Annotated in this window: 23 protein-coding genes and 1 tRNA gene; 5 read left to right on the forward strand and 19 right to left on the reverse strand. The window is 66.1% G+C overall.

Annotated features, from left to right (window positions below; all coding sequences use genetic code 11):
* Positions 1-29: 29 nt before the first annotated feature.
* From creD to sdhC, 4 genes are all read right to left on the reverse strand, one after another.
* Complete coding sequence (creD, locus tag G7078_RS02660; protein ID WP_166092718.1) at positions 30-1439, reverse strand: cell envelope integrity protein CreD; 1410 nt, start codon at positions 1437-1439, stop codon at positions 30-32.
* A gap of 93 nt (positions 1440-1532) precedes the next feature.
* Complete coding sequence (gene sdhA / locus G7078_RS02665) at positions 1533-3332, reverse strand: succinate dehydrogenase flavoprotein subunit (RefSeq protein WP_166092720.1); 1800 nt, start codon at positions 3330-3332, stop codon at positions 1533-1535.
* On the reverse strand, positions 3329-3724 hold the full coding sequence (gene sdhD / locus G7078_RS02670) for a succinate dehydrogenase, hydrophobic membrane anchor protein (RefSeq protein WP_246166440.1): 396 nt from the start codon (positions 3722-3724) through the stop codon (positions 3329-3331). Before sdhD ends, sdhA begins: the two co-directional genes overlap by 4 nt.
* Complete coding sequence (sdhC, locus tag G7078_RS02675; protein WP_166092722.1) at positions 3721-4116, reverse strand: succinate dehydrogenase, cytochrome b556 subunit; 396 nt, start codon at positions 4114-4116, stop codon at positions 3721-3723. Before sdhC ends, sdhD begins: the two co-directional genes overlap by 4 nt.
* A 186-nt stretch (positions 4117-4302) precedes the next feature.
* Between sdhC and G7078_RS02680 the strand changes: the two genes are divergently transcribed.
* The 4 genes from G7078_RS02680 (at position 4303) to G7078_RS02695 (ending at position 8115) form a co-directional block, all read left to right on the forward strand.
* On the forward strand, positions 4303-5592 hold the full coding sequence (locus G7078_RS02680; protein ID WP_166092724.1) for a methyl-accepting chemotaxis protein: 1290 nt from the start codon (positions 4303-4305) through the stop codon (positions 5590-5592).
* 39 nt (positions 5593-5631) lie between these two features.
* Positions 5632-6336: an SDR family NAD(P)-dependent oxidoreductase gene (locus G7078_RS02685; protein ID WP_166092726.1), complete on the forward strand. Its 705-nt coding sequence runs from the start codon at positions 5632-5634 to the stop codon at positions 6334-6336.
* Positions 6326-7249, forward strand: a complete 924-nt coding sequence (gene bla / locus G7078_RS02690; protein WP_166092728.1) for a subclass B3 metallo-beta-lactamase — start codon at positions 6326-6328, stop codon at positions 7247-7249. The genes G7078_RS02685 and bla overlap by 11 nt, the downstream gene beginning before the upstream one ends.
* Before the next feature lie 80 nt (positions 7250-7329).
* Positions 7330-8115, forward strand: coding sequence for a 50S ribosomal protein L11 methyltransferase (locus G7078_RS02695; RefSeq protein WP_246166441.1), 786 nt, complete (start codon positions 7330-7332; stop codon positions 8113-8115).
* On the opposite strand, the gene ligA is transcribed toward G7078_RS02695, so the two are convergent.
* From ligA to G7078_RS02735, 8 genes are all read right to left on the reverse strand, one after another.
* Entirely contained in the window at positions 8112-10148 is a 2037-nt protein-coding gene (ligA, locus tag G7078_RS02700) for an NAD-dependent DNA ligase LigA (protein ID WP_166092730.1), read from the reverse strand. The genes G7078_RS02695 and ligA overlap by 4 nt on opposite strands.
* The gene (locus tag G7078_RS02705) at positions 10141-10863 is read right to left on the reverse strand and encodes a dienelactone hydrolase family protein (protein ID WP_166092732.1); all 723 of its coding nucleotides are present in this window, start codon (positions 10861-10863) and stop codon (positions 10141-10143) included. The genes ligA and G7078_RS02705 overlap by 8 nt, the downstream gene beginning before the upstream one ends.
* Positions 10860-12512, reverse strand: coding sequence for a DNA repair protein RecN (recN, locus tag G7078_RS02710; RefSeq protein WP_166092734.1), 1653 nt, complete (start codon positions 12510-12512; stop codon positions 10860-10862). The genes G7078_RS02705 and recN overlap by 4 nt, the downstream gene beginning before the upstream one ends.
* A gap of 13 nt (positions 12513-12525) precedes the next feature.
* Positions 12526-13317, reverse strand: coding sequence for an outer membrane protein assembly factor BamD (locus tag G7078_RS02715; RefSeq protein ID WP_166092736.1), 792 nt, complete (start codon positions 13315-13317; stop codon positions 12526-12528).
* Between the two features lie 80 nt (positions 13318-13397).
* Complete coding sequence (gene secF, locus G7078_RS02720; RefSeq protein WP_166092739.1) at positions 13398-14348, reverse strand: protein translocase subunit SecF; 951 nt, start codon at positions 14346-14348, stop codon at positions 13398-13400.
* Positions 14349-14360: 12 nt separating this feature from the next.
* Positions 14361-15947, reverse strand: a complete 1587-nt coding sequence (gene secD, locus G7078_RS02725; RefSeq protein ID WP_166092741.1) for a protein translocase subunit SecD — start codon at positions 15945-15947, stop codon at positions 14361-14363.
* Between the two features lie 14 nt (positions 15948-15961).
* Complete coding sequence (gene yajC / locus G7078_RS02730) at positions 15962-16225, reverse strand: preprotein translocase subunit YajC (RefSeq protein WP_166092743.1); 264 nt, start codon at positions 16223-16225, stop codon at positions 15962-15964.
* A gap of 103 nt (positions 16226-16328) precedes the next feature.
* A tRNA-Pro gene (locus tag G7078_RS02735) sits at positions 16329-16405 on the reverse strand.
* Between the two features lie 106 nt (positions 16406-16511).
* Here G7078_RS02735 and G7078_RS02740 point away from each other — a divergent pair.
* Positions 16512-17180 carry a TIGR02117 family protein gene (locus tag G7078_RS02740; protein ID WP_166092745.1) on the forward strand — a complete coding sequence of 223 codons (669 nt, stop codon included), beginning with the start codon at positions 16512-16514 and terminating at the stop codon, positions 17178-17180.
* Here G7078_RS02740 and hslU read toward each other — a convergent pair.
* From hslU to G7078_RS02775, 7 genes are all read right to left on the reverse strand, one after another.
* Positions 17168-18463: an ATP-dependent protease ATPase subunit HslU gene (gene hslU, locus G7078_RS02745; protein ID WP_166096078.1), complete on the reverse strand. Its 1296-nt coding sequence runs from the start codon at positions 18461-18463 to the stop codon at positions 17168-17170. The two genes, G7078_RS02740 and hslU, sit on opposite strands and share 13 nt — an antisense overlap.
* A 101-nt stretch (positions 18464-18564) precedes the next feature.
* Positions 18565-19701: an FAD-dependent oxidoreductase gene (locus G7078_RS02750; RefSeq protein ID WP_166092747.1), complete on the reverse strand. Its 1137-nt coding sequence runs from the start codon at positions 19699-19701 to the stop codon at positions 18565-18567.
* Positions 19659-20204 carry an ATP-dependent protease subunit HslV gene (hslV, locus tag G7078_RS02755; protein WP_166092749.1) on the reverse strand — a complete coding sequence of 182 codons (546 nt, stop codon included), beginning with the start codon at positions 20202-20204 and terminating at the stop codon, positions 19659-19661. The genes G7078_RS02750 and hslV overlap by 43 nt, the downstream gene beginning before the upstream one ends.
* The gene (locus tag G7078_RS02760; RefSeq protein ID WP_166092752.1) at positions 20201-21145 is read right to left on the reverse strand and encodes an alpha/beta hydrolase; all 945 of its coding nucleotides are present in this window, start codon (positions 21143-21145) and stop codon (positions 20201-20203) included. The genes hslV and G7078_RS02760 overlap by 4 nt, the downstream gene beginning before the upstream one ends.
* Positions 21146-21185: 40 nt before the next feature.
* Complete coding sequence (locus tag G7078_RS02765) at positions 21186-21599, reverse strand: holin family protein (protein ID WP_166092755.1); 414 nt, start codon at positions 21597-21599, stop codon at positions 21186-21188.
* Positions 21600-21653: 54 nt separating this feature from the next.
* Positions 21654-22214 (reverse strand): glycoside hydrolase family 108 protein, encoded by a 561-nt coding sequence (locus tag G7078_RS02770; RefSeq protein WP_166092757.1) that lies wholly within the window; start codon positions 22212-22214, stop codon positions 21654-21656.
* A 76-nt stretch (positions 22215-22290) separates the two neighbouring features.
* On the reverse strand, positions 22291-23577 hold the full coding sequence (locus tag G7078_RS02775; protein ID WP_166092759.1) for a L,D-transpeptidase family protein: 1287 nt from the start codon (positions 23575-23577) through the stop codon (positions 22291-22293).
* Positions 23578-23715: the final 138 nt, after the last annotated feature.

The raw sequence follows: 23715 nt of genomic DNA on the forward strand, positions 1-23715 counted from the left end.
TAGCGTCCGCCGCCCGGAACCCCAAGCGCTCACTCCGCAATCGCGCGACTTGCCCCCCAATCGATGCGCCGCGTCGCATACATCACCCCGGCCAGAGCTGCGAAGAGCAGCAACGATCCGATCAGCAGCGAGAAGGCTTCGAGGCTGAGCAGGATGTACAACACAGCATAAAGCGCAACCAGCAGTCCGCCGATGAACCACGCGCGCCGCCAGCTGCCGAGGACCGCCGCAGAATAAGCCGTGTTGAGGCCCGCGATCGCGGCCGCCGCCAATATGTAAGCGGGGGTGAAGCCGATCACTTCGGCCAGGGCCAGCAACAGCACGAAGAACAGCACCAGCGCCGCGCCCATCAGCAGATATTCGACCGACGAGACCCGCACCCCGCCGATGATGTCGAACATCAGCAGCGCCAGGAAGGTGAAGGCGACGAACAGGAAGCCGTATTTGGTCGCCCGATCGACTTGCGAATAAAGGTCGACCGGCTGGATCAGGCTGATCTGAGCGGTCTGGACCGAACCTGCGTCGGTGGCGTTGGTCGTGGCTCGGGCAGCTATCGGGCTGGGCGGCGCGATCCGCTCGACCAGCGACGGAGTGCCGATGTCGCTGGTGCTGACCAGCGAACGGCCAAGCGCCAGATTGCCGACCCGGTAGGTCGCCTGAAAGCCGTCGGAACCGATTGTCCGGCCGACGGGAAGGAAATCGCCGGCGAAGCTTGGGTGCGGCCAGCTCGACCGTACCGTCCAGCGCGTGTCGCCCGCTTGGGGCGCGAGGCTGAGTGCGGCATTGCCGCGGAAGTCGAATTGGAAATCGACGACGATCGGCTTGGAGGAGAGCGATGCGGCGTCAATCCAGGCGAAGAAGCCGCGGCCGGCGGCGGCGCCGCTACCACCGCCCGGCTGAAGCCGAAGCGGCCGGCCATCTGCGATGACGCGCGGATTGGCGCCGAGCCCGCGGGGGTCGCTAAGCGCAAAGCGAAGCTCGGCCGCGCCAAGGTTGGCTTTGGCAAGATCGACACCGCTTTGGGCGAGGTCTGCCGGCAGTGCAAAGCGGGCCCGACCCGACGCCTTCGCATCATAAACGACCGCCTGGTAGATTGATCGCTTGCGCAATTCGGGCCGGATGTCGGTGGTCAGCTCGACCGCTTCGGGCGCCAGCGTCAGCTCGCGCACGACTTCGGTCGAACGGGTGACGCTCTGCCCGTTCTGCACCACCGTCTCGCGCGCGGTGGTGCGATAGGGAATGACCAGCGTCGGCCCGGCAAACGCCTGCGGTCCACCCCAGCCCTCGGTGATCGATGCGGTCGCCTGCTGCGATTGCGACTGGCGGTCGTAGACCAGGGCCCAGACGACGAAGATCGGGATTGCCAGCGCGACTCCGACCAGGATCGCGAACAGCAGCTTGATCGCCGGGCTCCGCTCGCCGCCTTCAGTCCTGAACATCGTCGTCCTCCGCGCTTGGTCTTGCAGATGCGGGATAGCGCGAGCGGCGGTGAGCGCCATGAGCGCCAAGTGATGTTTCGCTGAAATCGGCGGTTAGTAAACCCGCGCCTTCGGCTTGATGTAGTCGATGTCGTCGGTGAGCGTATATTCGTGGACCGGGCGATAATCGATCTTGACCGCGCCTCCCTTGCCGCCCCAGCCCTCGAACCAGGCGGCGGTATGCTTCATCCACTTGGCGTCGTCGCGCTTGGGATAGTCCTCATGCATGTGGGCGCCGCGGCTTTCCTTGCGGTTGGCGGCGCAATGCATGGTGACGACGGCCTGGCTGATCAGATTGTCGAGCTCCAGGGTTTCGACCAGGTCGCTGTTCCAGATCAGGCTGCGGTCGGTGACGTGGATGTCCTTCATCCGCTGGTAGACCGCGTCGATCTTCTGCACGCCTTCGGCCAGCGAGCGCTCGGTGCGGAACACCGCGCAATCGGCCTGCATCGTACGCTGCATCTCTTCGCGGATTTGCGCCGTCGGCGATCCGCCCTCGGCATGGCGGAAGTGGTCGAGGCGGGCGAGGGACAGCTCGGCGCTGTCCTTTGGCAGCGGCTGTTGCTGCGCGCCCGGCTTCAGGGTTTCGCCGAGCCGGTGGCCCGTCGCGCGGCCGAAGACGACGAGGTCGATCAGGCTGTTGGAGCCAAGCCGGTTGGCGCCGTGGACGGACACGCACGCCGCTTCGCCGACCGCGAACAGGCCAGGCACGATCGAATCCGGGTTGCCGTCGCGGATGGTGACGACTTCGCCGTGATAGTTCGTCGGGATGCCGCCCATGTTGTAATGGACGGTCGGGGTTACCGGGATCGGCTGGCGGGTAAGGTCGACGCCAGCGAAGGTCATCGCCGTCTCGGTAATCCCGGGCAGGCGTTCCGCCAAGATCTTCGGGTCGATGTGGTCGAGGTGAAGGAAGATATGATCCTTGTGCTCGCCGACGCCGCGGCCTTCGCGGATTTCCATCGCCATCGAGCGTGAGACGACGTCGCGGCTGGCAAGGTCCTTCGCGCTCGGTGCGTAGCGCTCCATGAAGCGCTCGCCCTCGCTATTGGTCAAATAGCCGCCTTCGCCGCGCGCGCCCTCGGTGATCAGAACGCCGACGCCGTAGACTCCGGTCGGGTGGAACTGGACGAATTCCATATCCTGCAGCGGCAGGCCGGCGCGAAGCACCATCGCATTGCCGTCGCCGGTGCTGGTGTGCGCTGACGTCGCCGAGAAATAGGCACGCCCGTAGCCGCCGGTTGCAAGCACCACCGCCTGCGCGCGGAAGCGGTGAATGGAGCCGTCGTCCATCGACAGGGCGATGACCCCGCGGCACTCGCCATTCTCCATGATCAGGTCGAGCGCGAAATACTCGATGAAGAAGTCGCTCTCATACTTCAGGCTCTGTTGGTACAAAGTGTGAAGCATCGCGTGGCCGGTGCGGTCGGCGGCGGCGCAGGTGCGCTGCGCGGCCGGGCCTTCGCCCATGTTCTGCGTCATCCCGCCGAACGCGCGCTGGTAGATTTCGCCTTCCGCCGTGCGGCTGAACGGCATCCCCATATGCTCAAGCTCGACCACCGCGGCGGGCGCTTCGCGAGTTAGATATTCGATCGCATCCTGGTCGCCGAGCCAGTCGGAGCCCTTGACCGTATCGTACATGTGCCAGGTCCAATGGTCCGGGCCCATGTTGCCGAGGCTGGCAGCGATTCCGCCCTGCGCCGCGACCGTGTGGCTGCGGGTCGGGAAGACCTTGGTGATGCAGGCGGTCTTCAGGCCTTTTTCCGCGGACCCCATGGTCGCGCGAAGGCCGGCGCCGCCGGCGCCCACGACGACGACGTCATAGGTGTGGTCGATGATCTTGTAAGCGCTCACGCAGCAGCTCCGAAAGCGATCTTGCCAAGGGCGAACAGGCACAGTGCCGCGCCCGCGACCGTGGCGAACAGCAGGACGGTGCTGACCGCGAAGCGGTTGCCTTCGTCGTGGACGTAATCGTCGACGGCGACTTTCAGCCCGTCGAGGCCATGCCAGAACGCGGTGATGACGAAGAGCGCCATGGGCACGGCCGCGCTCGGCGCGCGCAGCCATTCCGCCACTGTCCGTTGGTCGAGGCTTGGAAGCATCAGGAGCGAGGCGATGAACCAGACGCCAAGCAGCAGCAGCGCGACGCTTGAAACCCGCTCGCTAAGCCAATGCTCGCCGCCTTCGCGCGCCGATCCGAGGCCGCGAACCTTGCCGAGGTCGGTCGAACTTTTGCCGATGCTCATTTCACGACTCCCAAGGCGAAGACCCAGACCGCGGCGGTGCAGATTAGCGAGGCGACGATGGTCGCGACCGCGCCGGTCTTGTTGGACTTCAGCTCAAAGTTCATGCCGGTATCCATCAGAAGGTGACGAATGCCGGAAAACAGGTGCTGGAAGAATGCCCAGGTCAGCCCGATCAGGACGACCAGCCCGGCCCAGTGCGATGCGGCCTTGCTGAAATCCTCATAGGCCGTCCCGCCCTTGGCGGCCGACAGCAGCCACCAGGTCAACGCCGCCAGCCCGGCGATGGTCAGCGCGCCGCCGGTCACCCGGTGCAGGATCGACACCAGCATGTGCGGGCCCCAGCGCCAGATTGTCAGGTGCGGCGAAAGTGGTCGTTCGCGAACGGCTGGCATAGGCGAAAATGCTTTCTTTTGGCGGTTCCAAATTGGCGTTGACGGCGCCGCGAACCGCTTACGGCGCGCACCTGAACCGCGCAAGGTCGCCGGCTCGCGCCCTAACCCCGCTTTAACCATTGCCGGCGCAAGGAACGGCTCAGCCGGGCGCATTGCCCTTCAAGCGTTTTCGAGCGGAGTGACGGAATGAGCAGCGACACCAGCCATCTGCAGCGGATGACGAGCGAGCAGGTCGAAGCGCGGCTGGCCGCCTACGCCGATGGCGGCCGGTTCCAGTATTCGCTCGGCTGGCTGTGGTCCGAAGCGGGCGAGATGATTGAGAACGCCTGCCGCGATCACTTCGGCGACAAGGGCGCGGACGTCGCCCGCACCTATTTCACGCGCCCGGTCGATGCGGCCTGGGTGCAGACCGTCGCCAAGCAGGGCCGGCTGATGTTCAGCTCCCGCGCCAGCGTGCCTGAATTCATCGCCACCCGCGCCGAGATGATCCGGCAGGTGATCCCTGGCCTTGAAGAGCGGTTCAGCGACCGGACCGAGGATCGAATTCGGGCGATCGACACCTTTTACCGGCTGATGACCTATAGCGAGGACATCATCCTGGCGCAGATCTCGTTGCTTGAGGCCAATGCCGCCGCCGATGCGCGCGGCCGCCAGAGCGAACAGTTCGAACGCCGCGTCGGCGACCTCGTGCGCGGCAGCACCGACCAGTCGCGCGTGCTGACGGAACGCACCCGCGCCACTGCAAGCTCGGCGCGCGGAATGCTCGGCAAGACCAGCGAAGTCGCCGCCGCGGCCGAACAGTCTGCCGTCGCCATGCGCGAAGCCGCGCAAACCGCCGCCGGCCTGATCCGCGCCATCGAGGATGCGCGCTCTGAGGTCGAGGTTGCCGCCGACGTTGCCGTCCGCGCCGGCGACCAGGCGAGCGAAGCGGTCAAGGTCAGCCAGATGCTGTCCGGGCACGTCGAAGCGATCGAATCGATCCTCAGCCTGATCCGCGACATCGCCGGCCAGACCAACCTGCTGGCGCTCAATGCGACCATCGAAGCGGCGCGTGCCGGGGACGCCGGTCGTGGCTTCGCGGTGGTTGCGCAAGAGGTGAAGAGCCTTGCGTCGCAGACCGCGCGCGCCACCGACGACATCACCGCCAAGATTACCGCCATCCAGCAAGCGACCCGCCAGACGGTTGAAGCCAACGGCTCCATCCAGGGAACGGTGCACGAGGTGCAGACCTCCGCGGACCGGATTCGCCAGGCGATGGAGCTGCAGGCGCAAACCGTGACGATGATCACCGCTGCGGTCGATGAAACGGCCCTCGCCGCCGACTCGATGAGCTCGACCATTGCAGCGATCCGAAGCGACACCGAAAACGTCGCCACCGACATCGACGAGGTCGAAAAGGGCTTCGGCCGCTTCGTCGAGCAAATCGCCGACTTCAAGTCGACGACTAAGGAGTTCGTGGCCGGAATCGCCGCCTGACGCTTCACCGGCCGCGCCCGCGCGGCTAGTGACGATTGCATGAACATCCTTGTCACCGGCGCCAGCCGGGGAATCGGCGCCGCCGCTTTAGAATTGCTCAAGGCGCGCGGCCATGCGGTCGTCGGCCATTCGACCCGCGGCGGCGGCGACCTGGTGGCAGGCGACCTTGCCGATCCCGCCGCACCGCGTGGCATCTGGGAAGCGGCGCTCGATCGCCTGAATGGCCGGATCGACGTCCTGGTCAACAATGCCGGCATCTACGAAGCGGTGTCGGCGGACAGCAGCGACGACGAATGGCAAGCGGCGTGGGCCCGGACGATGCGGATCAACCTGCATGGGTCGGCCGACCTGTGCCGACTGGCGGTCAATCAATTTCGTGCGCGCGGGCAGGGTGGGCGGATCGTCAATGTCGCCAGCCGCGCCGCGTCGCGCGGGGACAGCCCGGACCATTGGCATTATGCGGCGTCAAAGGGCGCGATGATCGCGATGACCAAGTCGATCGCCCGCGCTTATGCCGGCGAAGGCATACTCGCCTTCGCGGTTTCGCCCGGCTTCACCGTGTCGGAGATGACCGCTGACTATCTCGCGGGCCGCGGCGGAGAGAAAATCCTGGCCGAAATCCCGCTCGGGCGCGTCGCGAGCACCGACGAAATCGCCGAGACGATCCGCTGGCTCGCGACCGAAGCGCCGGCTTCCGCCACCGGCGCGAACATCGACGTCAACGGAGCAAGCTATGTCCGCTAGGATCTGGCGCACGATTCCCGCACTGCTTCTGGCCGGGTGCGCGGTCACCGTCCCACTACAATCCACACCGCCGCAGCTTGACCGCTTGCCGGCCCCGCTCGCGGTGTCGGGCAAGGCGTTCGCCGCGACCTGCAAGGATTTGGACGATTGGGACAAGCCCGCTCCGCCGGTGCGGATCCACGGCAATAGCTACCTCGTCGGCACCTGCGGCATTTCGGCGATCCTGGTGACCAGTCCGGACGGCCATTTCCTGATCGATGGCGGCACCGACAATGGCGCCGAGTTGATCGCGGCCAATATCCGGGCGCTGGGCTTCCGACTGGAGGACGTCAAATACCTGCTGCACAGCCATGAACATTTCGATCATGTCGGCGGCATCGCGCGGCTGCAGCAGCTCACCGGCGCGCAATTGCTCGCTTCACCAGCGGCCGCCAAGGCGCTCGCTAGCGGAGTGCCGGGGGCCGACGACCCGCAGGCCGGGATGCACGCCCCCTTCCGAATTGCGCGCGTCGATCGAATCATCAACGAGGGCGACACCGTGCGTATCGGCGACTTGGTCCTGCGGCCCTTTGCCACGCCCGGCCATACCCCTGGAGCGTTGAGCTGGAGCTGGACATCCTGCGAAGCCGGCGAATGCCGGCAGATCGTTTATGCCGACAGCCTGTCGCCGATCAGCAGCGATCGCTATCGCTTCAGCGATCATGCCGCCTACGTGCAGGCCTACCGCAACGGGCTCGCCAAGCTGGCCGACATCCCGTGCGAGATCCTGCTCACGCCGCATCCCTCGGCAAGCAAGATGATCGATCGGCTTGGCGGCCGGATGCCATTGGTGAATGCGAACGCTTGCCGGGCTTACGCCCTCGACATCGACAAGCGGCTCGATGAGCGGCTGGCCAAGGAGCAGGGGCGATAAGCTGGCGAGTAACGGTCCGCGCGTCACGGGCGCAAGCCGAAGGCCTGGCCGAGGCGGATGACCTGTTCGATGATCCGCCCGTGCTGGTCGCTGACGAGCCGGACCCGGCGAAGCCCGACGACTGGCTGATCCACGGTTATTTCGACCACCGCCCGACTGCTGCAGAATTGGCTATCCTCGAAAGGCTTGGGATCGGGGAACCGCAGGTCGAACAGCTCGCCGAAACCGATTGGGTAACGATGAGCCAGTCGGGTCTCCAGCCGATCCGCGCCGGCCGCTTTTTCGTCCATACGCCGACGCACCGTTCGATCCCGCCGGGAGCCGTCCCGTTCGAAATCGACGCCAGCCTGGCGTTCGGGACCGGCCAACATGCGACCACCGCCGGCTGCCTTGAAGCGCTGGACTTGCTTGAAAGGAAAGGTTGCCGGTTCGAAAACGTTGCCGACATCGGGACGGGCACCGGCCTGCTCGCTTTCGCGGCGCTTGCGCTCTGGCCCGAAGCCCGCTGCATCGCCACGGATATCGACCCGGTCGCGATCGACGTCGCTCGCGACAACGCACGGATCAACCGCATTCAAGTCGGCCACGACGCCGGCCAACTGCTTCTCGCGGTCGCCGACGGGATGGATTCGCCGTTGCTCGCCGCCCGCGCGCCGTTCGACTTGCTGATCGCCAACATCCTCGCCGGCCCGCTAATCGACCTGGCACCAGGCTTTGCCGGATCGCTCGTCAGTGGCGCGCGTCTAATCCTCGCCGGCCTGCTTGATTCCCAGGCCGAAGCCGTCGCCCGGGCGTATGAAGAAAACGGCCTGGCCTTGATCGATTCCGGCACCGGCGAGTGGCCGGTGCTCGTGCTCGGGCGCTAGGCCCGGGCCACGATTTCAGCCCAGTCGGCTTCGCTGACGACGCGGATGCCCAATTCCTCGGCCTTCTTCAGCTTCGACCCGGCACCGGGGCCAGCGACGACGAGATCGGTTTTCGCGCTCACCGATCCGGCCGCGCGCGCCCCCAGTCGCTCCGCCTGCGCCTTGGCTTCGTCGCGGCTCATCGTTTCCAGGGTGCCGGTAAAGACGATGGTCTTGCCGCTCCATTCCGTCTGCCTGGCCGCGCTGACATAGGCTTGCGGTCTGACCTCGGACAGCAAGTCGTCCCAGACTTGCAGGTTGTGCGGTTCGTGGAAGAAATCGATCAATGCTTCCGCGACGACCGCGCCGACGCCTTCGACACTTGCCAGCTCGGCCGGCGCATTGTCCCCCGTCGCCGCGGCCCGCAGCGCTTCGACAGTTACGAAGCACTTCAGCAAATCCTTGGCGGTGACGATCCCGACGTGCCGGATGCCAAGCCCGAACAGGAAGCGGGCCGGGTCTGGCGAACGCTTGGCGTCGATTGCGGCGAGCAGGTTGTCGACCGACTTTTCCTTCCAGCCTTCGCGGCCAAGTAGGTCCGCGCGGTGCTGGTGGAGGCGGAAGATGTCGGCGGGCGAATGGAGCCAGCCCAGGTCGATGAATTCGGCGATGCTCTTCTCGCCCAGGCCTTCGATGTCGAGCGCGCCGCGGCTGACGAAGTGACGAAGGCGCTCGAACCGCTGCGCCGGGCAGACCAGGCCGCCGGTGCAGCGCACGTCGACCTCTCCCTGCTCCGCCACCGCTTCCGACCCGCATTGCGGGCAATGGTCGGGGAAGACGTAGGCCGCGCGCGGCTCGTCCCGCGTCAGATTCTCGACAACTTGCGGAATGACGTCGCCGGCGCGCTGGATCCGCACCCGGTCGCCGATGCGAAGGCCCAGCCGCGCGATTTCGTCGCGATTATGGAGCGTGACGTTGGCGACCATCACGCCGCCGACGCCGACCGGCTTGAGCCGTCCGACGGGGGTCAGCTTGCCGGTCCGGCCGACCTGGATGTCGATACCCTCCAGGGTCGTTTCCGCCTTTTCCGCGGGAAACTTGTGTGCCAGCGCCCAGCGCGGCGCCCGCGCCACCTGGCCAAGCCGATCCTGCCAGTCGAGCCGGTCGACCTTGTAGACGACGCCGTCGATATCGAATGGCAAGTCGGCCCGAGCCTGCTCGATCGCGGCATAGTGGGCGAGCATCGCGTCGACCGTCTCGCACCGCACGAACAGGTTCGCGATCGGCAGCCCGAAACCAGCGATCCGCTGCATCGCTTCGAACTGTGTTTCGGCCAAGGGTTCGGACAATTCGCCCCACCCGTGTGCGTAGAAGCGCAACGGGCGAGCGGCGGTCACGCCCGGGTCCTTTTGCCGAAGCGAGCCCGCGGCGGCATTGCGCGGGTTGGCGAAGACCTTGCCGCCGCTTGCTTCCTGGCGCGCGTTCAGCGCCTCGAAGTCCGCCTTCGACATGTACACTTCGCCGCGCACCTCCATCAATTCGGGCGCATTGGCGATGCGCTGCGGGATGTCCTTGATGGTGCGCGCGTTGGCAGTGACGTCTTCGCCGACGCCGCCGTCGCCCCGCGTAGCCGCAAGCACCAGTAGGCCAGCCTCGTAGCGCAACGAGCAGGACAGACCGTCGATCTTGGGCTCGGCGGTGACCGTGACCGGCTCGGCCGGATCGAGGCTGAGGAAGCGCCGCACACGGCCGACAAAATCACTCACTTCCCCGGCGGAGAAAGCGTTTTCGAGACTGAGCATCGCCCGGGCGTGGGTGACTTTGGCAAGCGCGCTCGTCGGCACCGCGCCGAGCCGCTTTGAGGGAGAATCGGGCCGAACCAGCTGCGGGAAGCGCGCCTCCAGCTCCCGGTTCTCGCGGACCAGCGCATCATAGTCGGCGTCGCTGATCTCGGGTGCGTCGCGGTCGTGATAGAGCCGGTCGTGCCGCGCGATTTCGCGCGCCAGGCGCATCAGGCGGTTGGCCGCTTCGGCTTCGCTCAACGCGTCAGCCATCGGCCCCGAACAATTCTTCAAGCAGGTTGATGAAGCTGGTCCACGCGCGGTCTGCGGCCAGCGCGTTATATTGGATGCCGGCGACCGCGCCGGTCGCGGTCGGGTTGGTGAAGCCATGGGCGACATGGCCGTAAGCGTGGATTTGCCAGTCAGCGCCGGCGTCGGTCAGTTCCTTGGCCAGCGCGACGACCTTGTCCGGCGGGGCCAGCGGGTCGTCCCAGCCGTGGAAGGCGACGACCTTGGCCGTAATCGGCTGGGGCGCCAGGCCGGGCGGGTCGAACAGGCCGTGAAAGGACACGGCGGCGCGCACGTCGGCGCCGCTGCGGGCCACGTCCAGCGCGCACATGCCGCCGAAGCAATATCCGGCGACGGCGACCGATCCGGGATCGACCTGCGGCAGGCCCCGCGCGGTTTCGATCACGGCGGTCAGTCGCTCGCGAAGCCCGGCCCGGTCGGCCTTGAGCCGGTTCATCGCAGTGAAGGCCGCGTCGCGGTCGACGCCCGGGCGGAAACGTTGCCCGTAAATGTCGACGACCAGCCCATTGAAGCCAAGCTCGACCAACTGACGGGCGAACCCGATTTCCAGTTCCGACACCCCCATGACGGTGGGGAAGAGTATTACCGTTGGCCGGCGCGAACCGTCCCGGCGGCCGACGAGCACATGCTCGAGCGTCTCGCCCGCAAAGTCCTGGCGGATGGCCGTCTGCTTGCTCATCCCGCCTCCAGCAGCCGCGAGGCCTGCGCGCGCGCCTCATCGGTGACCGCGGCGCCGGAAAGCATCCGGGCGATTTCCTCGCGCCGTTCATCGTTCGACAGGCGGCGCACGATCGTTCGAGTCGCGCCATCGCCGTGCGCCTTCTCAATCCGGTAGTGTGCGGTGGCGCGAGACGCGACTTGCGGGGAATGGGTGACGACCAGCACTTGCGAGCGCTCGGCAAGCTGCGCGAGCCGCTCTCCGATCGCGCTGGCGACCGCGCCGCCGACGCCGCGGTCGATCTCGTCGAAAATCATGGTCGATGCGCTGCCTGCCTCGGCCAAAGCGACTTTCAGCGCCAGGATGAAGCGCGACAGCTCGCCGCCGCTGGCGATCTTGGTCAGCGGCCCGAACGGCGATCCGGGATTGGTCGAAACCTCGAATTCGACCCGGTCGATCCCGCTCGGCCCAGGCTCTGCTTGCGCGATCGCGCTCCGGAAACGGGCCGAGTCGAGCTTGAGCGGCGCAAGCTCGGCCGCCACCGCGGCGTCGAGGCGGGATGCGGCCGAATGCCGCGCAGCGCTAAGCGCCTGGGCAATCGCGAAGTAAGCGCGCCTTGCCTGCTCAAGCTCTGCATCGAGCGCGGCGATCCGGCCCGCGCCTTTTTCGATGTCGTTGAGCTGCCCCTGCATCCGCTCGGCAAGCTCGGCCAGCGCGTCGGGCTCGACGCGGTGCTTGCGCGCAAGCCCGCGGATATCAAACAGCCGCGCCTCCACCGCGTCCAGCCGCGCGGGATCGAAGGCCATCGCCTCGCTCGCCCTAGCGATCTTGTCCTCCGCTTCGTGGGCTTCGATCAACGCCCGGTCGAGCGCCGCCAGGGCGTCGGCGAGTAAGGGGTGGTCGGCCGCGCCCCGCTCCAGCCGCCGCGCAATCTGGCGAAGTTGGGACAAGGCGCCATCGGAACCGCCGAGCAGCTCGTCGATCCCGGACAGCGACTCGCCCGCCTTCGCGCCGGCCTGCATCGCCGCGCGATCTTCGGCCAAACGGCTTTCCTCGCCAGGCTCGGGCGACAGGGCCTGCAATTCGGCGACTGCATGGGCAAGATATTCGCGATCGCGCTCGGCGGCGGCCGCCTCGGCCCGCGATTGAGCGAGCGCCTGCTCGGTCGCCGCGACCTTCGCCCAGGCCGCTTCCGTTTCGCGTGTGTCGAGGCCGGCGAAGGCGTCGAGCAAGGCGCGATGTCCGCGCGGGTTGAGCAGGCCGCGGTCGTCGTGCTGGCCGTGAATCTCCAGCGCCTGCGCGGCAAAGTCCCGAAGCGTCGCCGCCGCGACCGGCATCGCCCCGATGAAGGCGCGGCTGCCCCCGTCGCTTTTCACCGTGCGCCGAAGCAGGACCGGTTCGCCCGGCGCCACCTCGATGTCCTGCTCGGCGAGCAGCGCAAGCGCAGGATGGCCAGACGGCAAGGCAATCTCCGCCGTGACGGTGGCGCCATCCGCGCCCTGGCGGACCAGCGCGCTGTCGGCGCGCGCGCCCAGCGTCAGTCCAAGCGCGTCGAGGAGGATCGACTTGCCGGCGCCCGTTTCGCCGGTCAGCACTCCAAGCCCAGGCTGGAACTCAAGTTCCAGCTGGTCGATCAGCACCACATTACGGATTGCGAGTTGCCTGAGCATCCCGCGGTTGGGTTCAGCCCTGCTGCGCGGCGCGCGGCATCTTGCGCTGGATCAGCTGGTAGGACCGGCGATACCATTCGCTCGAAGGGTAATTGCGGCCAAGGACAGCCGCGGACTTTTGAGCTTCCTCCGGAACGCCAAGCGCCAGATAGGTCTCGACGAGCCGGTGCAGCGCTTCGGGCGCGTGGCTGCTCGTCTGATATTTGTCGACCACGGTGCGGAAGCGAAGGCTTGCGGCAAGCCACTTGCCCGACCGCTCGTAAAACCGTCCGACCTCCATCTCCTTGCCGGCGAGGTGATCGTTGAGCAGGTCCATTTTCAGCCGGGCGTCGGCCGAATATCGGCTGTCAGGATAGCGGCGGATCAATTCGCCGAACGCGCTCAACGCCTGCTGCGTCGTCGCTTCGTCGCGGGTGACGTCTTGAATCTGCTGATAATAGCTCATCGCGATCAAATAGTTCGCGTAGGGCGCGTCTTTGTTGCCCGGGTGGATGCTGAGGAAGCGCTGGCCCGAGCGGATCGAATCGGTGTAATTTTCGGCCATATAGTGGCTGAAGGCGCTCATCAGCTGCGCCCGGCGGGCCCATGCCGAATAGGGATGCTGCCGCTCGACCTCGTCGAACAGCTTGGCGGCTTCGGGGTAGCGCTTCTGATCGAGCCGCTTTTTCGCCAGCGAATAGAGGGTGTTCACGTCGCGCGCGATGTAACCGGTGTCCCGCGCGCTTTGGTTGCGGGCGCAACCGCCGGCGGGAAGCAGGATTGCGCAGGCGATCACGGCCAGCGCGGCGCGGTTCAATTTCGACATGGGAACCTCATTAGCGTCGGGCCGTCGGATGGCCAAGCGGCGAGATGCCAAGCGGCACCTTGGAATTTGATGAACGGGCGTCAGGCAACGGTTGGGTCAGGCTTCCCCGACGGATCCGCCTTGACGAAGCTGTCCGGCGTTACGCCCAGCCACACCAGCACCGGCGCGGAAATGTAGATGGAAGAATAGGTGCCGACGAAAATGCCGAGGAAAATGGCGATGGTGAGGCCGAAGATAACCTCCGGGCCGAAGAACATCAGCACGCCGAGAGCAAGGAGGATGGAGATCGACGTTACCATCGTTCGGGACAAAGTCTCGTTCAGCGACAAATTGAGCAATGGTTCGATCGCCATCTTGCGGAACTTGCGCAAATTCTCGCGGATCCGGTCGTAAATGACGACGGTGTCGTTGAGCGAATAGCCAACGATGGTCAGGATCGCCGCGACCACGTTCAAGTCGAACTGCAGCTGCGTGATCGAAAAGAAGCCGAGCGTCATTGCGACGTCGTGGAACAGGGTCATCAGCGCGCCGACCCCGAACTGCCATTCGAAGCGCAGCCAGATGAAGATCGCGATCCCGATCATGGCCAGGCCGATGGCGAGCGCGCCGTCGGTCGCAAGCTCCTCGCTGACCTTGCCGGACACGGTCTCGACCGCGTCGACGCGGGCCCCGGGATAGCGCTGCTCAAGCATCGTGCGCACCTGGCTTGCGGCGCGGTTGACTGCCGCTTCCCCACCTTCGGGCCTTGGCAGGCGGATCTGGTAACTGGTCGGCCCGCCCGATTCCTGGATGCTTGCTTCGCCCAGTTGCAGGCTCTCGACGTCGTTGCGCAGCTTCTCGACGTTGATCGAGGTCGGGAAGGTGGTCCGGATCATCTGCCCGCCGACGAAATCGACGCCCAGGTTGAGCCCGCGAACGCCCACGATGGCGAGGCTGGCGACGGTTGCGATGATCGACAGAATGAGCGCCAGGTTGCGCCAGCGCATGAAATCGATGTTGGTGTTGTCGGGGACGAGCTTGAGCAGGCGCATCGTTGGCGGACCTTAAATGTGAAGCGTGCGCGGGCGCTTGCGGCGGACCCAGAGCGCAACCAGCATGCGGGTGAAGTTCACCGCGGTGAACACCGACGTGACGATGCCGATCATCAGCACCACCGCAAAGCCGCGAACCGGGCCGGAGCCGAAGTACCACATCAGCGCCGCGGCGATGACGTTGGTGATGTTGGCGTCGAAGATGGCGGTGGACGCTTCCTTGTAGCCGGTTTCAAGCGCATCGAGCGTCTTGCGTCCGCGGCGCTGCTCCTCCCGGATGCGCTCGTTGATCAGCACGTTGGCGTCGACCGCGGCGCCGATCGTCAGCACGAAGCCGGCAATACCGGGCAAGGTGAGCGCCGACCCGAACACCGCAAGGCCGGCAAGGATCAGGATCGCGTTCACGATCAGGGCGGCCGTCGCATAGAAACCGAAGCGGCCGTAGGTGACGAGCATGAAGATGATCACCGCAAGCGTCGCGGCGATGCTTGCGATCGTCCCCTTGCGGATCGAATCCTTGCCAAGGTCGGGGCCAACGGTCCGCTCTTCGATGACATTGAGCTTCACCGGCAGCTTGCCCGATGCCAGCGACACCGCGAGCGCGCTTGCGCTTTCAACCGTGAAGCTGCCGCTGATCTGGGCGCGGCCGCCAAGGATCGGCTCGTTGATGTTCGGCGCCGACAGCACCTTGTTGTCGAGGATGATGGCGAACGGCTTGCCGACATTTTCGCGCGTGACTCGCCCGAACCGCTGCGCGCCGGTCGTGTTGAAGGTGATGTCGACAACGGCCTGGCCGTCCTGGTTGAAGCCCTGCTGCGCGTTGACCAGCTGGTCGCCGGAAACCATCACGCGCCGCTTCACCGCGATCGCGCCGCCATCGACCATCGGCAGCACCTGGCTGCCTGCCGGGGCGCGGCCCTGCGCAACCTGCTGCGGATCGGCGGCCAGGTCGACCAGCTTGAATTCAAGGCGGGCAGTCTGGCCGATCAGCTTCTTGAGCGCCTCCGGGTCTTCGACGCCCGGGACCTGCACCAGGATTCGGCGGTCGCCCTGGTTGATGACCGTGACTTCCTTGGTGCCCTGCGGGTCGATGCGGCGACGCACGACATCGCGAGCGACGGTCATCGCGTCCTTGAGCGCTTGCTTCGATCCGCCGGCGGTCGGGGTCAGGACGACCCGGTTGAGATCAACGACGCCAACATCCCAGTCGCGCGTTCCGGTAAGGCCGACGGGGCGGCTCAGCGTCCGCATCCGCTCGACCGCCGAATCCACCTGGGCCGGGTTGCGAACGACGAAAGACAGGCGCCCGCCGCTGGTTGAAATGTCGCCGACTTCGATCCGCGGGTCGCGGCGAAGCTCGGTGGTGACGGTGTCCTCGAGCGCCTGGATGCGCTGCTTCGATGCGTCGGCGGCGTCGGCTTCCAGCAGCAACTGGCTGCCGCCGGCAAGGTCGAGGCCAAGGCTGATCCGGGCGCTCGGCAGCCAGGTCGGATATTTCTGCAATGCCGATGCCGGCAGCACGCTGGGGATTGCGAGCAACAGCCCAAGCAAGATCACGCCCCAGATCGACAGAACCTTCCAGCGGGGAAAATCGAGCATGGTCGCCGACGCTCTTAGTCGTTGGCCGGCTTGGTCGACGGGGTCAGCACGTTGCTGATCGTCGACTTGACCGCGCGGACGCGGACGCCCTGTGCAATTTCGACTTCGACTTCCTCGTCGGAAACCTTGGTCACCCGCCCGCGAAGGCCGCCGCCGGTGACGACCTCATCGCCTTTCTTGACGGCGGCGAGCTTGGCCTGGTGCTCCTTCATCCGCCGGTTCTGCGGGCGGATCATCAGGACGTAAAAAATGACGAAGATGAAAAGCAGCGGCGCCATCTGAATGAAGAAGCTCGCGCCTCCGCTCGGACCCGCAGCAGCGGCCAGCGTCATCGAAAAAGCCGGTGTGATCATAGGTGCTCTGAGACTTCCCTTGGCCCGGTGGTCGGGGCGACAGGATTCGAACCTGCGACCTCCACACCCCCAGTGTGATGCGCTACCAGGCTGCGCTACGCCCCGACCGATACTGCCTGTTCAGCAGCGTGGGCGCATCTAGGCAGGCGACAGGGTTAAGGCAAGTGGAGCGGGTGGGGTGAGGCGACGCGGGCGGGGCAGGAAAGCGCGGATGCGGTGGCGTGCGCCCCTCCTGGCGATCGCCGCGATCCCGCTGCTTTATCTGTTCGCCGCGCTGGTCGGGTCGCTAGTGCCGGTCAACCGGGGCTGGAGCGAAGCCGACGAAGGCGTCACCGTCTATCTCGCCGATAATGGGATCCACGCCGACCTGATCATGCCCGCGTCGGCGGCCGGGGTCGATTGGCGGCCGCTCTTCCCCCGCAGCGACTTCGCCGCGGCTGACCCGAAGGCGCGCTGGATCGCGTTCGGCATGGGCGAGGAGCGGGTCTACCTTCACACCCCGCGCTGGGTCGACATCAGCCCGCGCACCGTCTGGGCGGCGCTTGCCGGCGGCAAGCGCGTGATGCACGTCGAATGGGTGGCCGACACGCGCTATCCTAAGCGGGAAATCCGCTTGCGGCCGGAAGAATATCGCCGATTGTGGGCGGCCGTGCGGGGCGACCTCGACCTGGACTCACGCCGCCGGCCCAAGCGCATCGATCATCCGGGGTATGGGCCGGCCGACGCTTTCTATCGCGGACGCGGCAAGGCGAGCGCGCTCAGCACCTGCAACAATTGGCTCGCCGACAAGCTTCGGCTGGCCGGCGTGGAGACGAGCCTGTGGCCGCCTTTCGCGCAGGGGCTGCTGTGGCGGTACCGCAAAAGCGGCTACAGCACGTAGCGGCTAAGGTCGGCGTTCTTGGCGATGCCGTCGAGCTGCCTGGCGACGAAACCGGCGTCGATCACCAGCTCCTGCCCGGCATTTTCGTCGGCGGCGAAGCTGACGTCCTCAAGCAGCTTTTCCATCACCGTCTGCAGTCGCCGGGCGCCGATATTCTCGACCGCTTCGTTGACGTCGGCGGCAATGCGGGCGAGCGCGTCAATGCCGTCCTCGGTGAATTCGATGCTCACCCCCTCGGTCCCGAGCAGCGCCTTATATTGCTCGGTCAGGCTGGCCCGCGTCGCCGACAGGATGCGCACGAAATCCTCCTGCGTCAGGGCTTTCAGCTCGACCCGGATCGGCAACCGGCCCTGAAGCTCTGGAAGCAAGTCGGCGGGCTTGGCGACGTGGAACGCGCCGGACGCGATGAACAGGATATGGTCGGTCTTCAGCGGGCCGTACTTGGTCGCAACAGTGGTGCCTTCGATCAGCGGCAGCAGGTCGCGCTGAACGCCTTCGCGGCTGATCGACCCGCCGCGCACATCGCTGACCGCGATCTTGTCGATCTCGTCCAGGAAGACGATCCCATTGGCCTCGGCATCGGCTAGCGCGACCCGGTTGATGTCGTCTGGATCGACCCGCTTGTCCGCTTCTTCCTCGGTCAGCCGGGCGAACGCTTCCGGCACCTTCAGCTTGCGGCGCTGCTTGGGCGCTTGGCCCATCGCCTTGCCCATGATCGACTTCAGGTCGAACATTTGCGCGCCCATGCCCGGAATCTCGAACTGGGTCTGCGGCGTGTCGTCCACCTCGATCTCGACCTCGGCCGAAGCCAGGCTGCCGTCGGAGAAACGCTGCTTGAAGCTGTCGCGCGTCGCGGTGCTCGACCCCTTGCCGGTCAGTGCATCGAGCAAGCGTTCCATCGCCGCTTCCTCGGCGGCGGCTTTCACCGCGGTCCGGCGCCGCTCGCGCTCCAGCCGGACCGCTTCTTCGACCAGGTCGCGGGCGATCTGCTCGACGTCGCGGCCGACATAGCCGACTTCGGTGAACTTCGTCGCTTCGACCTTCACGAACGGCGCGTCGGCAAGGCGTGCCAGCCGCCGGCTGATTTCGGTCTTTCCGCACCCTGTCGGCCCGATCATCAGGATGTTCTTGGGCGTGACTTCCTCGCGCAGTTCGGGGCTGAGCTGCTGCCGCCGCCAGCGGTTGCGAAGCGCCACGGCGACCGCCTTCTTGGCGTCGTTCTGGCCAATGATGTGATCGTCCAGCGCGGCAACGATCGCCTTCGGCGTCAGCTTATCTTTCATCGCCTGGGTGACCGCTTCCTGGGGCTGGTCCCGGTCTTCGCCCGGGATCGGAGTCTGATAATTCATGTCAGGAAACTAGATTGGAGCGGGGCGATGCCACTTCAAGCGGCGCAGCGAAGCGCGGCGAACAGCCTGCGGTGCGCCTGAAGGATGCCGGCGATCGTCGCCGGTTCGGGCCGCGCATCCCACACATCGCGCTCAAACGTGCCGCCAAGGACGATCCCGTCACCGCGCGGGAACATGTAGCCGTTGGGCAAGGTGTACGCATATTGCACCTCGCTCTGCGGCGCGAGCTCGACGATCTGGCCGCGCACCGGCCCGAGCTCTTCGTCGCCGAACAAGGCACGCGCGCCAAGGCCCGTGCAATTGAAGACCAATGCTTCGGGCAAAGCGGCAATGTCCGCCGGAGTGCCGAACCGCCGCACATGCAGCTTGCCGCCGGACCGCAAATAGTCCGCCTCAAGCTCGGCAAGGTAGCGCGGGACTTCGACGTACATGGTGCGGTAAACCGCCACCGCGTCCATGGCGAAGGGGTGCTCGTGCGGCGCCAGCAGCCGGGAGCCGCGATAATATGGCGCCAGCCCCGGCGGGGCGACGCGGTCCGCCTCGGTATAGGTGGGCAGCGAGCGGATCCCGAAGCGGACCGGATCCATCTTCTGGAAGCGGTCCCAGCTGATCGCCAGCGCCGCTTTATATTGCGCCCGCCATTCGGGCGTGACGGCGCTTTCCCGATAATGGCCGGTCGGCCCCCATTGCCCGCCAGCCAGGTTGGACGTCGTCTTGGGCGGCGTCTCGGCGGTGTAGATGGTGACTGGAAATCCAGCCTCCTGCACCAGCCGCGCCGTGGTCAGGCCCATGACCCCCGCACCGATCACCGCCACCGGCCCCGTGTGCCCGGCCAGGCCAAGCGCCGCGGCGAGCGTCGACGTGCCCCAGCTCAGCGTGATCCCGGCGCCGCCGTGGCCGTAATTATGGACGAGCGCCTTGTCCCCAAGCGGGTCGCGGCGGACTACGAAACCGGACGCGCGATAGGGCCGAAGCCCGGCCCAGGTACGAATGACATTGGCGGGGTCGAGCTTGACCGGCGGCAAGGGGCTGCAACCCGTCGCCAGGCGGGGCGTCGTCGCGCAGGCGGAAAGCAGCGCGGCCGAGCCACCGGCAAGGAAGAGGCGGCGGTCGAGGGTCAGCGGTCGGTTCAGACCGTCTCCACCGTCAGCCGGTCGTTGGTGAAGACGCACACTTCGGCGGCGATAGCCATTGCCCGCCGGGCCAAGGCCTCGGGGTCCTGCTCATACTCCATCAGCGCCCGCGCCGCCGCCAGCGCGTAATTGCCGCCGGAGCCGATCGCGGCGACTCCGCCTTCGGGTTCAAGCACGTCGCCGTTGCCGGTCAGGATCAGCATCGTCTCGGCATCGGCGACAATCATCATCGCTTCCAAATTGCGGAGATATTTGTCGGTGCGCCAGTCCTTCGCGAGTTCGACCGCGGCGCGCATCAGCTGGCCGCGGTGCTGCTCAAGCTTGCGCTCCAGCCGCTCGAACAAGGTGAAGGCATCGGCGGTGGCGCCGGCGAACCCGCCGATAACTCCGCCGTCGCCAAGCCGGCGCACCTTGCGCGCATTGGGCTTGATGACGGTGTTGCCCATGCTGACCTGGCCGTCGCCGGCGATGACCGTTCGGCCATCCTTCTTCACGCCCAGGATCGTCGTTCCGTGCCAGCTTTCCAAATTCCGCTCCTTCATTGTGCAGGAATTTGGGATGCCGGGCGCGGCCGCGCAACCGCAGACTGTTCGCGGAGGAAGGCGGCGCTTTCCGCAAGTGCGGGCGTCTTCCCGCGGAACGGCCGGGAAAGGGAGGACGCAAGGTCAACGTGATCGGCCCCCTGGTAAAGCCGGAGCGTCACCCGCGCGCCGGCCTGTTGCAGCCGCTCAGCCAGCGCCTTGCTGTTGCGCGGCGACACGACGCGGTCGGCACTGCCATGGGCGAGCAGCATCGGCGGTGCATCCCGGCTGACGAAAGTGATCGGCTGGGTCGCCTGCGGATCCGCCCAAGCCCCGAACGCATTGCGCCCGCGCGGTTCGTTGAACGGCAGAAAATCGTAAGGACCCGAAAGGAGCGCCGCGGCCTTGATCGTCCCGCGCTCGACACCCGCCGCACGCAAATAGCGCTCGTCGAGCGCCAGCATCGCACCGATATAGGCACCGGCGGAATGGCCGGCCAAAGTGATCCGGTCCGGGTCGCCACCGAAGCGGTCGATGTTGTCCCGCACCCATTTCACGGCAAGCGCGCCATCCTGGACGAATGCGGGAAAGCGCACCGACGGCACCAGCCGATAGTCAGGCACCACCGCGATGAAGCCCTGGCTGGCATAGGCCGCACCGGCAAAGCCGTAATCGCCCCGCGCCCCTTCGTTCCAGCCGCCGCCATAGAAGAAGATGACGACCGGGAGCGGTTCGCCCGATGCCCGGCGTGGCGCCCAGATGTCGAGCCTTTGGCGCTCGCCCTGCGCATAGGGCACGCCGTCCGCTGCAAGCCGCGTTTGCGATCCGCTGGCAAGCCGGTCGAAATTGGTGAGCAGCCGGGCCGGGCTGCAGGCGGCGAGCCCAAGCAGCGGTGCTGCCCAGGCCCAGCGCGCCGCCGTTCGCCGACGCTGACGGGGCGGGGATTTTCGTTGATGTTCCATCGGCTTGCATGTGGGGCGCCGGCCTGATGCTGCAAGGCGACTACCGCTCGACCCCCTTCACCTTCCCATAGGTTCGGGCAGCCGTGTAGCCGAGATAGCCGGTGGCGAAGAGCGCGTAGAGGTCCTTGGGGATGCCGCCCAGATAGGCGGTCATCCCAGTGCCGATGTCGGCCGCGAGCTTCGGGTTGACCGAGGAAATCAGCCCCATCGGGATTGCCCACATGATCAGCGCGTACATCACGTAGAGGAAGCTCGGCCTGGCCCGGCTGGTCCACGGATCGTTCGACTGCGCTTCGACGACGATCGCCTGCATTTGCGAAGCGAGTGCCGCAGCCTCCTGGTCGCCTTCGAGCTTGAGCAGTTCAAGCTTTGCTTTGTCGCGGGCCTCGGGGTCGGGAATGATCTTGTCGAGCAGCTTGGAAACGGGGGCGATGATTGCGTCGAGAATTGCCATGATACTGTCCTTAAAGTCACTAAAGTCACGCGGTCGTGCAGCGAAATCGTGACTTTAAGGCGAACCTAAACGGTTCATCAGCCAGCCGTAAAGGAACGCCTCATTGGCTGGGCGGCGTTCTGCCAGTCGGATGTAGCGCTCGCCCTGGAGCGCCTCCAAAGCGCGCATCAGGACCGTCTCCCCGCTGCTCCTGCCGCGGGCGGCCATGAAGCCGTCGAGCGCATTCAGCGTGGCCGGCCCGATCCGGCCGTCCGGAGTAAGGTCGGCATAGTCCCGGCGGTTGCGGTTAAGCGCGGTCAGCGCGCGCTGCAGGAAAGTGACGGCGACGGCCGGCCCCATGTTGACGCCGGTGTCGAACAGTTCGGCGGCGATCCGCGCGGATCGCTGCGCGATGTCGTTGAAGCGCGGGCGCAGCCAGTACAGCCGGCGGTAGATTGCGGCGGCCTCGTCCCGCGGCAGGGCGCGCATCGCGCCTCGGTAGCCGTGGGCGCGAGCAACCGCTTCGGTGATGCCCCAGCAGGTCGCACCGCCGCGGTCGCTCGGATGATTGGCGAAGCCGCCTTCGCGTTCGATCAAGTCGTCGATCAGGCGATCGACGGATACGTTTCCTTCCATATTTCCCTCCACTCAAGCCGAGTCGAGGAAAGCCAACCTAATAGGTTATATGTAGGAAAGTCGTCGTAACCAACCCTTAGATAGACGCCATCCGGTCCGGGCGACTGAACATCTGCTGCACGGCCTGGCGATCGAAGTCGTACGGGTCCTTGCCGAAGCGGACGCCGTCGGCGGTCGGCTGCACGGTCAAATAGGTCATATAGACCGGCACCGGCTGCGGCAGGTCGATCTGCTGTTCCGGCCCGGCGACAGCGGGCACGCCGTCCATGACCCAGGAGGCGAAGCGCTTGGCATCCTGGAGCCGGACGCAGCCGTTGCTGACCCAGCGGTCGGCCTGGGCAAACTTATCCTTGCCCGGCGTGTCGTGCAGGTAAATGCCATAACGGTTCGGCATTTCGAACTTGACCTCGCCCATCGAATTCCACGGCCCCGGCTTTTGCCGGACGAGGATCTTCGACTGGCCCGCGGCGACCGAATTCCAGTCGATCGTGGACGGGTCGATGGGCGCGCCCTTGCCGGTCCAGTCGGGCAGGACTTCGTAATGATAGTTCTTGAGGTAGGAGACGCCCTGGGCGAGCACCTTCTTCGCGGTCATCGTCCGGATCAATTCCGGCGGCACGTTCCAGTACGGATTGACCTTCGCGTTGCGCATGACGACCGCCATCATCGGCGTCTTGTGCTCGGCCGAACCGACGATAGCGCGCATGGAATCGGCAATTCGGTCGCCGCTGACCAAGTGTACTTCGGCCGAGCCGGAGTCGACCAGGACATAGCGGCCGAACTGGCCCGCGGCCGGCAGCCGGCGCGCGCGCTCGACGTTCACCGCCAGCTTTTGCAGATAATGTTCGGCGCCAAGGTTGAGCGAGTCGATGGTGGCCGCGTCGGCCGTGCCGGTGACGGGCAGGCCGTGAACGTCCTGGTAAGCGCGAACACGCTGGCCAAGTGCGGCGTCGAACGCGCCGCCCGGCTGCAGGCCAAGGCGAGTGCGCAGCATATCGACGCGCTCACCGGTCGCGCCGGGGCGAAGGGTTGCACCAGTGGTAATGTAAGCGTCGGGAAGGCTGCCCCAGGTGCGCTGATACTGCTGCATGCCCTGGCTGAGCTGCACGAACAGCGGGTTCGGCGCGCGCTGCTCCTGCATATCGCCCCGGTCGTACGAAACGGTGCGGAGCAGCGAGTTTGCGGGCTGGATGCGCGGCGGCTGGACCGCGGTGCGCAACTGCGGATCGACGTAAACGAAGTCCAGCCCCTGCGCTACGGAGGCGGGGACGGCCAGCGGGTCCGGCAGCTGGGAAGGCGAGGCCGCGGCGAGCGGCGACGACAATGCAGTGGCCGCAAGAGCGGCCAGCAGGCGGTGGTTCATAATATAATTCAACCGCTTGCGCGGTGCCTTCTAACTTCCAAACGACTTGCCGGCACAACGCTGCAGGGTGGGGATAGTTCGAAATTTCTTTTGACATTTGTCCAAGATCGAGAATCGGGGGGTGTCCCGTTCCGATTC

The organism is Sphingomonas sinipercae, assembly GCF_011302055.1.
GTDB classification, from domain to species: Bacteria; Pseudomonadota; Alphaproteobacteria; order Sphingomonadales; family Sphingomonadaceae; genus Sphingomicrobium; species Sphingomicrobium sinipercae.

Bases quoted from the DNA above. Each gene is read 5' to 3' on its own strand.
- hslU (WP_166096078.1), bottom strand. From the start codon at position 18,463: ATGAAAGATAAGCTGACGCCGAAGGCGATCGTTGCCGCGCTGGACGAT.
- secF (WP_166092739.1), bottom strand. From the start codon at position 14,348: ATGCGCCTGCTCAAGCTCGTCCCCGACAACACCAACATCGATTTCATG.
- hslV (WP_166092749.1), bottom strand. From the start codon at position 20,204: ATGAAGGAGCGGAATTTGGAAAGCTGGCACGGAACGACGATCCTGGGC.
- secD (WP_166092741.1), bottom strand. From the start codon at position 15,947: ATGCTCGATTTTCCCCGCTGGAAGGTTCTGTCGATCTGGGGCGTGATC.
- creD (WP_166092718.1), bottom strand. From the start codon at position 1,439: ATGTTCAGGACTGAAGGCGGCGAGCGGAGCCCGGCGATCAAGCTGCTG.
- G7078_RS02680 (WP_166092724.1), top strand. From the start codon at position 4,303: ATGAGCAGCGACACCAGCCATCTGCAGCGGATGACGAGCGAGCAGGTC.
- recN (WP_166092734.1), bottom strand. From the start codon at position 12,512: ATGCTCAGGCAACTCGCAATCCGTAATGTGGTGCTGATCGACCAGCTG.
- G7078_RS02775 (WP_166092759.1), bottom strand. From the start codon at position 23,577: ATGAACCACCGCCTGCTGGCCGCTCTTGCGGCCACTGCATTGTCGTCG.
- sdhD (WP_246166440.1), bottom strand. From the start codon at position 3,724: ATGAGCATCGGCAAAAGTTCGACCGACCTCGGCAAGGTTCGCGGCCTC.
- G7078_RS02685 (WP_166092726.1), top strand. From the start codon at position 5,632: ATGAACATCCTTGTCACCGGCGCCAGCCGGGGAATCGGCGCCGCCGCT.
- ligA (WP_166092730.1), bottom strand. From the start codon at position 10,148: ATGGCTGACGCGTTGAGCGAAGCCGAAGCGGCCAACCGCCTGATGCGC.
- G7078_RS02705 (WP_166092732.1), bottom strand. From the start codon at position 10,863: ATGAGCAAGCAGACGGCCATCCGCCAGGACTTTGCGGGCGAGACGCTC.
- G7078_RS02740 (WP_166092745.1), top strand. From the start codon at position 16,512: ATGCGGTGGCGTGCGCCCCTCCTGGCGATCGCCGCGATCCCGCTGCTT.
- sdhC (WP_166092722.1), bottom strand. From the start codon at position 4,116: ATGCCAGCCGTTCGCGAACGACCACTTTCGCCGCACCTGACAATCTGG.
- yajC (WP_166092743.1), bottom strand. From the start codon at position 16,225: ATGGCGCCGCTGCTTTTCATCTTCGTCATTTTTTACGTCCTGATGATC.
- G7078_RS02760 (WP_166092752.1), bottom strand. From the start codon at position 21,145: ATGGAACATCAACGAAAATCCCCGCCCCGTCAGCGTCGGCGAACGGCG.
- G7078_RS02765 (WP_166092755.1), bottom strand. From the start codon at position 21,599: ATGGCAATTCTCGACGCAATCATCGCCCCCGTTTCCAAGCTGCTCGAC.
- bla (WP_166092728.1), top strand. From the start codon at position 6,326: ATGTCCGCTAGGATCTGGCGCACGATTCCCGCACTGCTTCTGGCCGGG.
- G7078_RS02715 (WP_166092736.1), bottom strand. From the start codon at position 13,317: ATGTCGAAATTGAACCGCGCCGCGCTGGCCGTGATCGCCTGCGCAATC.
- G7078_RS02770 (WP_166092757.1), bottom strand. From the start codon at position 22,214: ATGGAAGGAAACGTATCCGTCGATCGCCTGATCGACGACTTGATCGAA.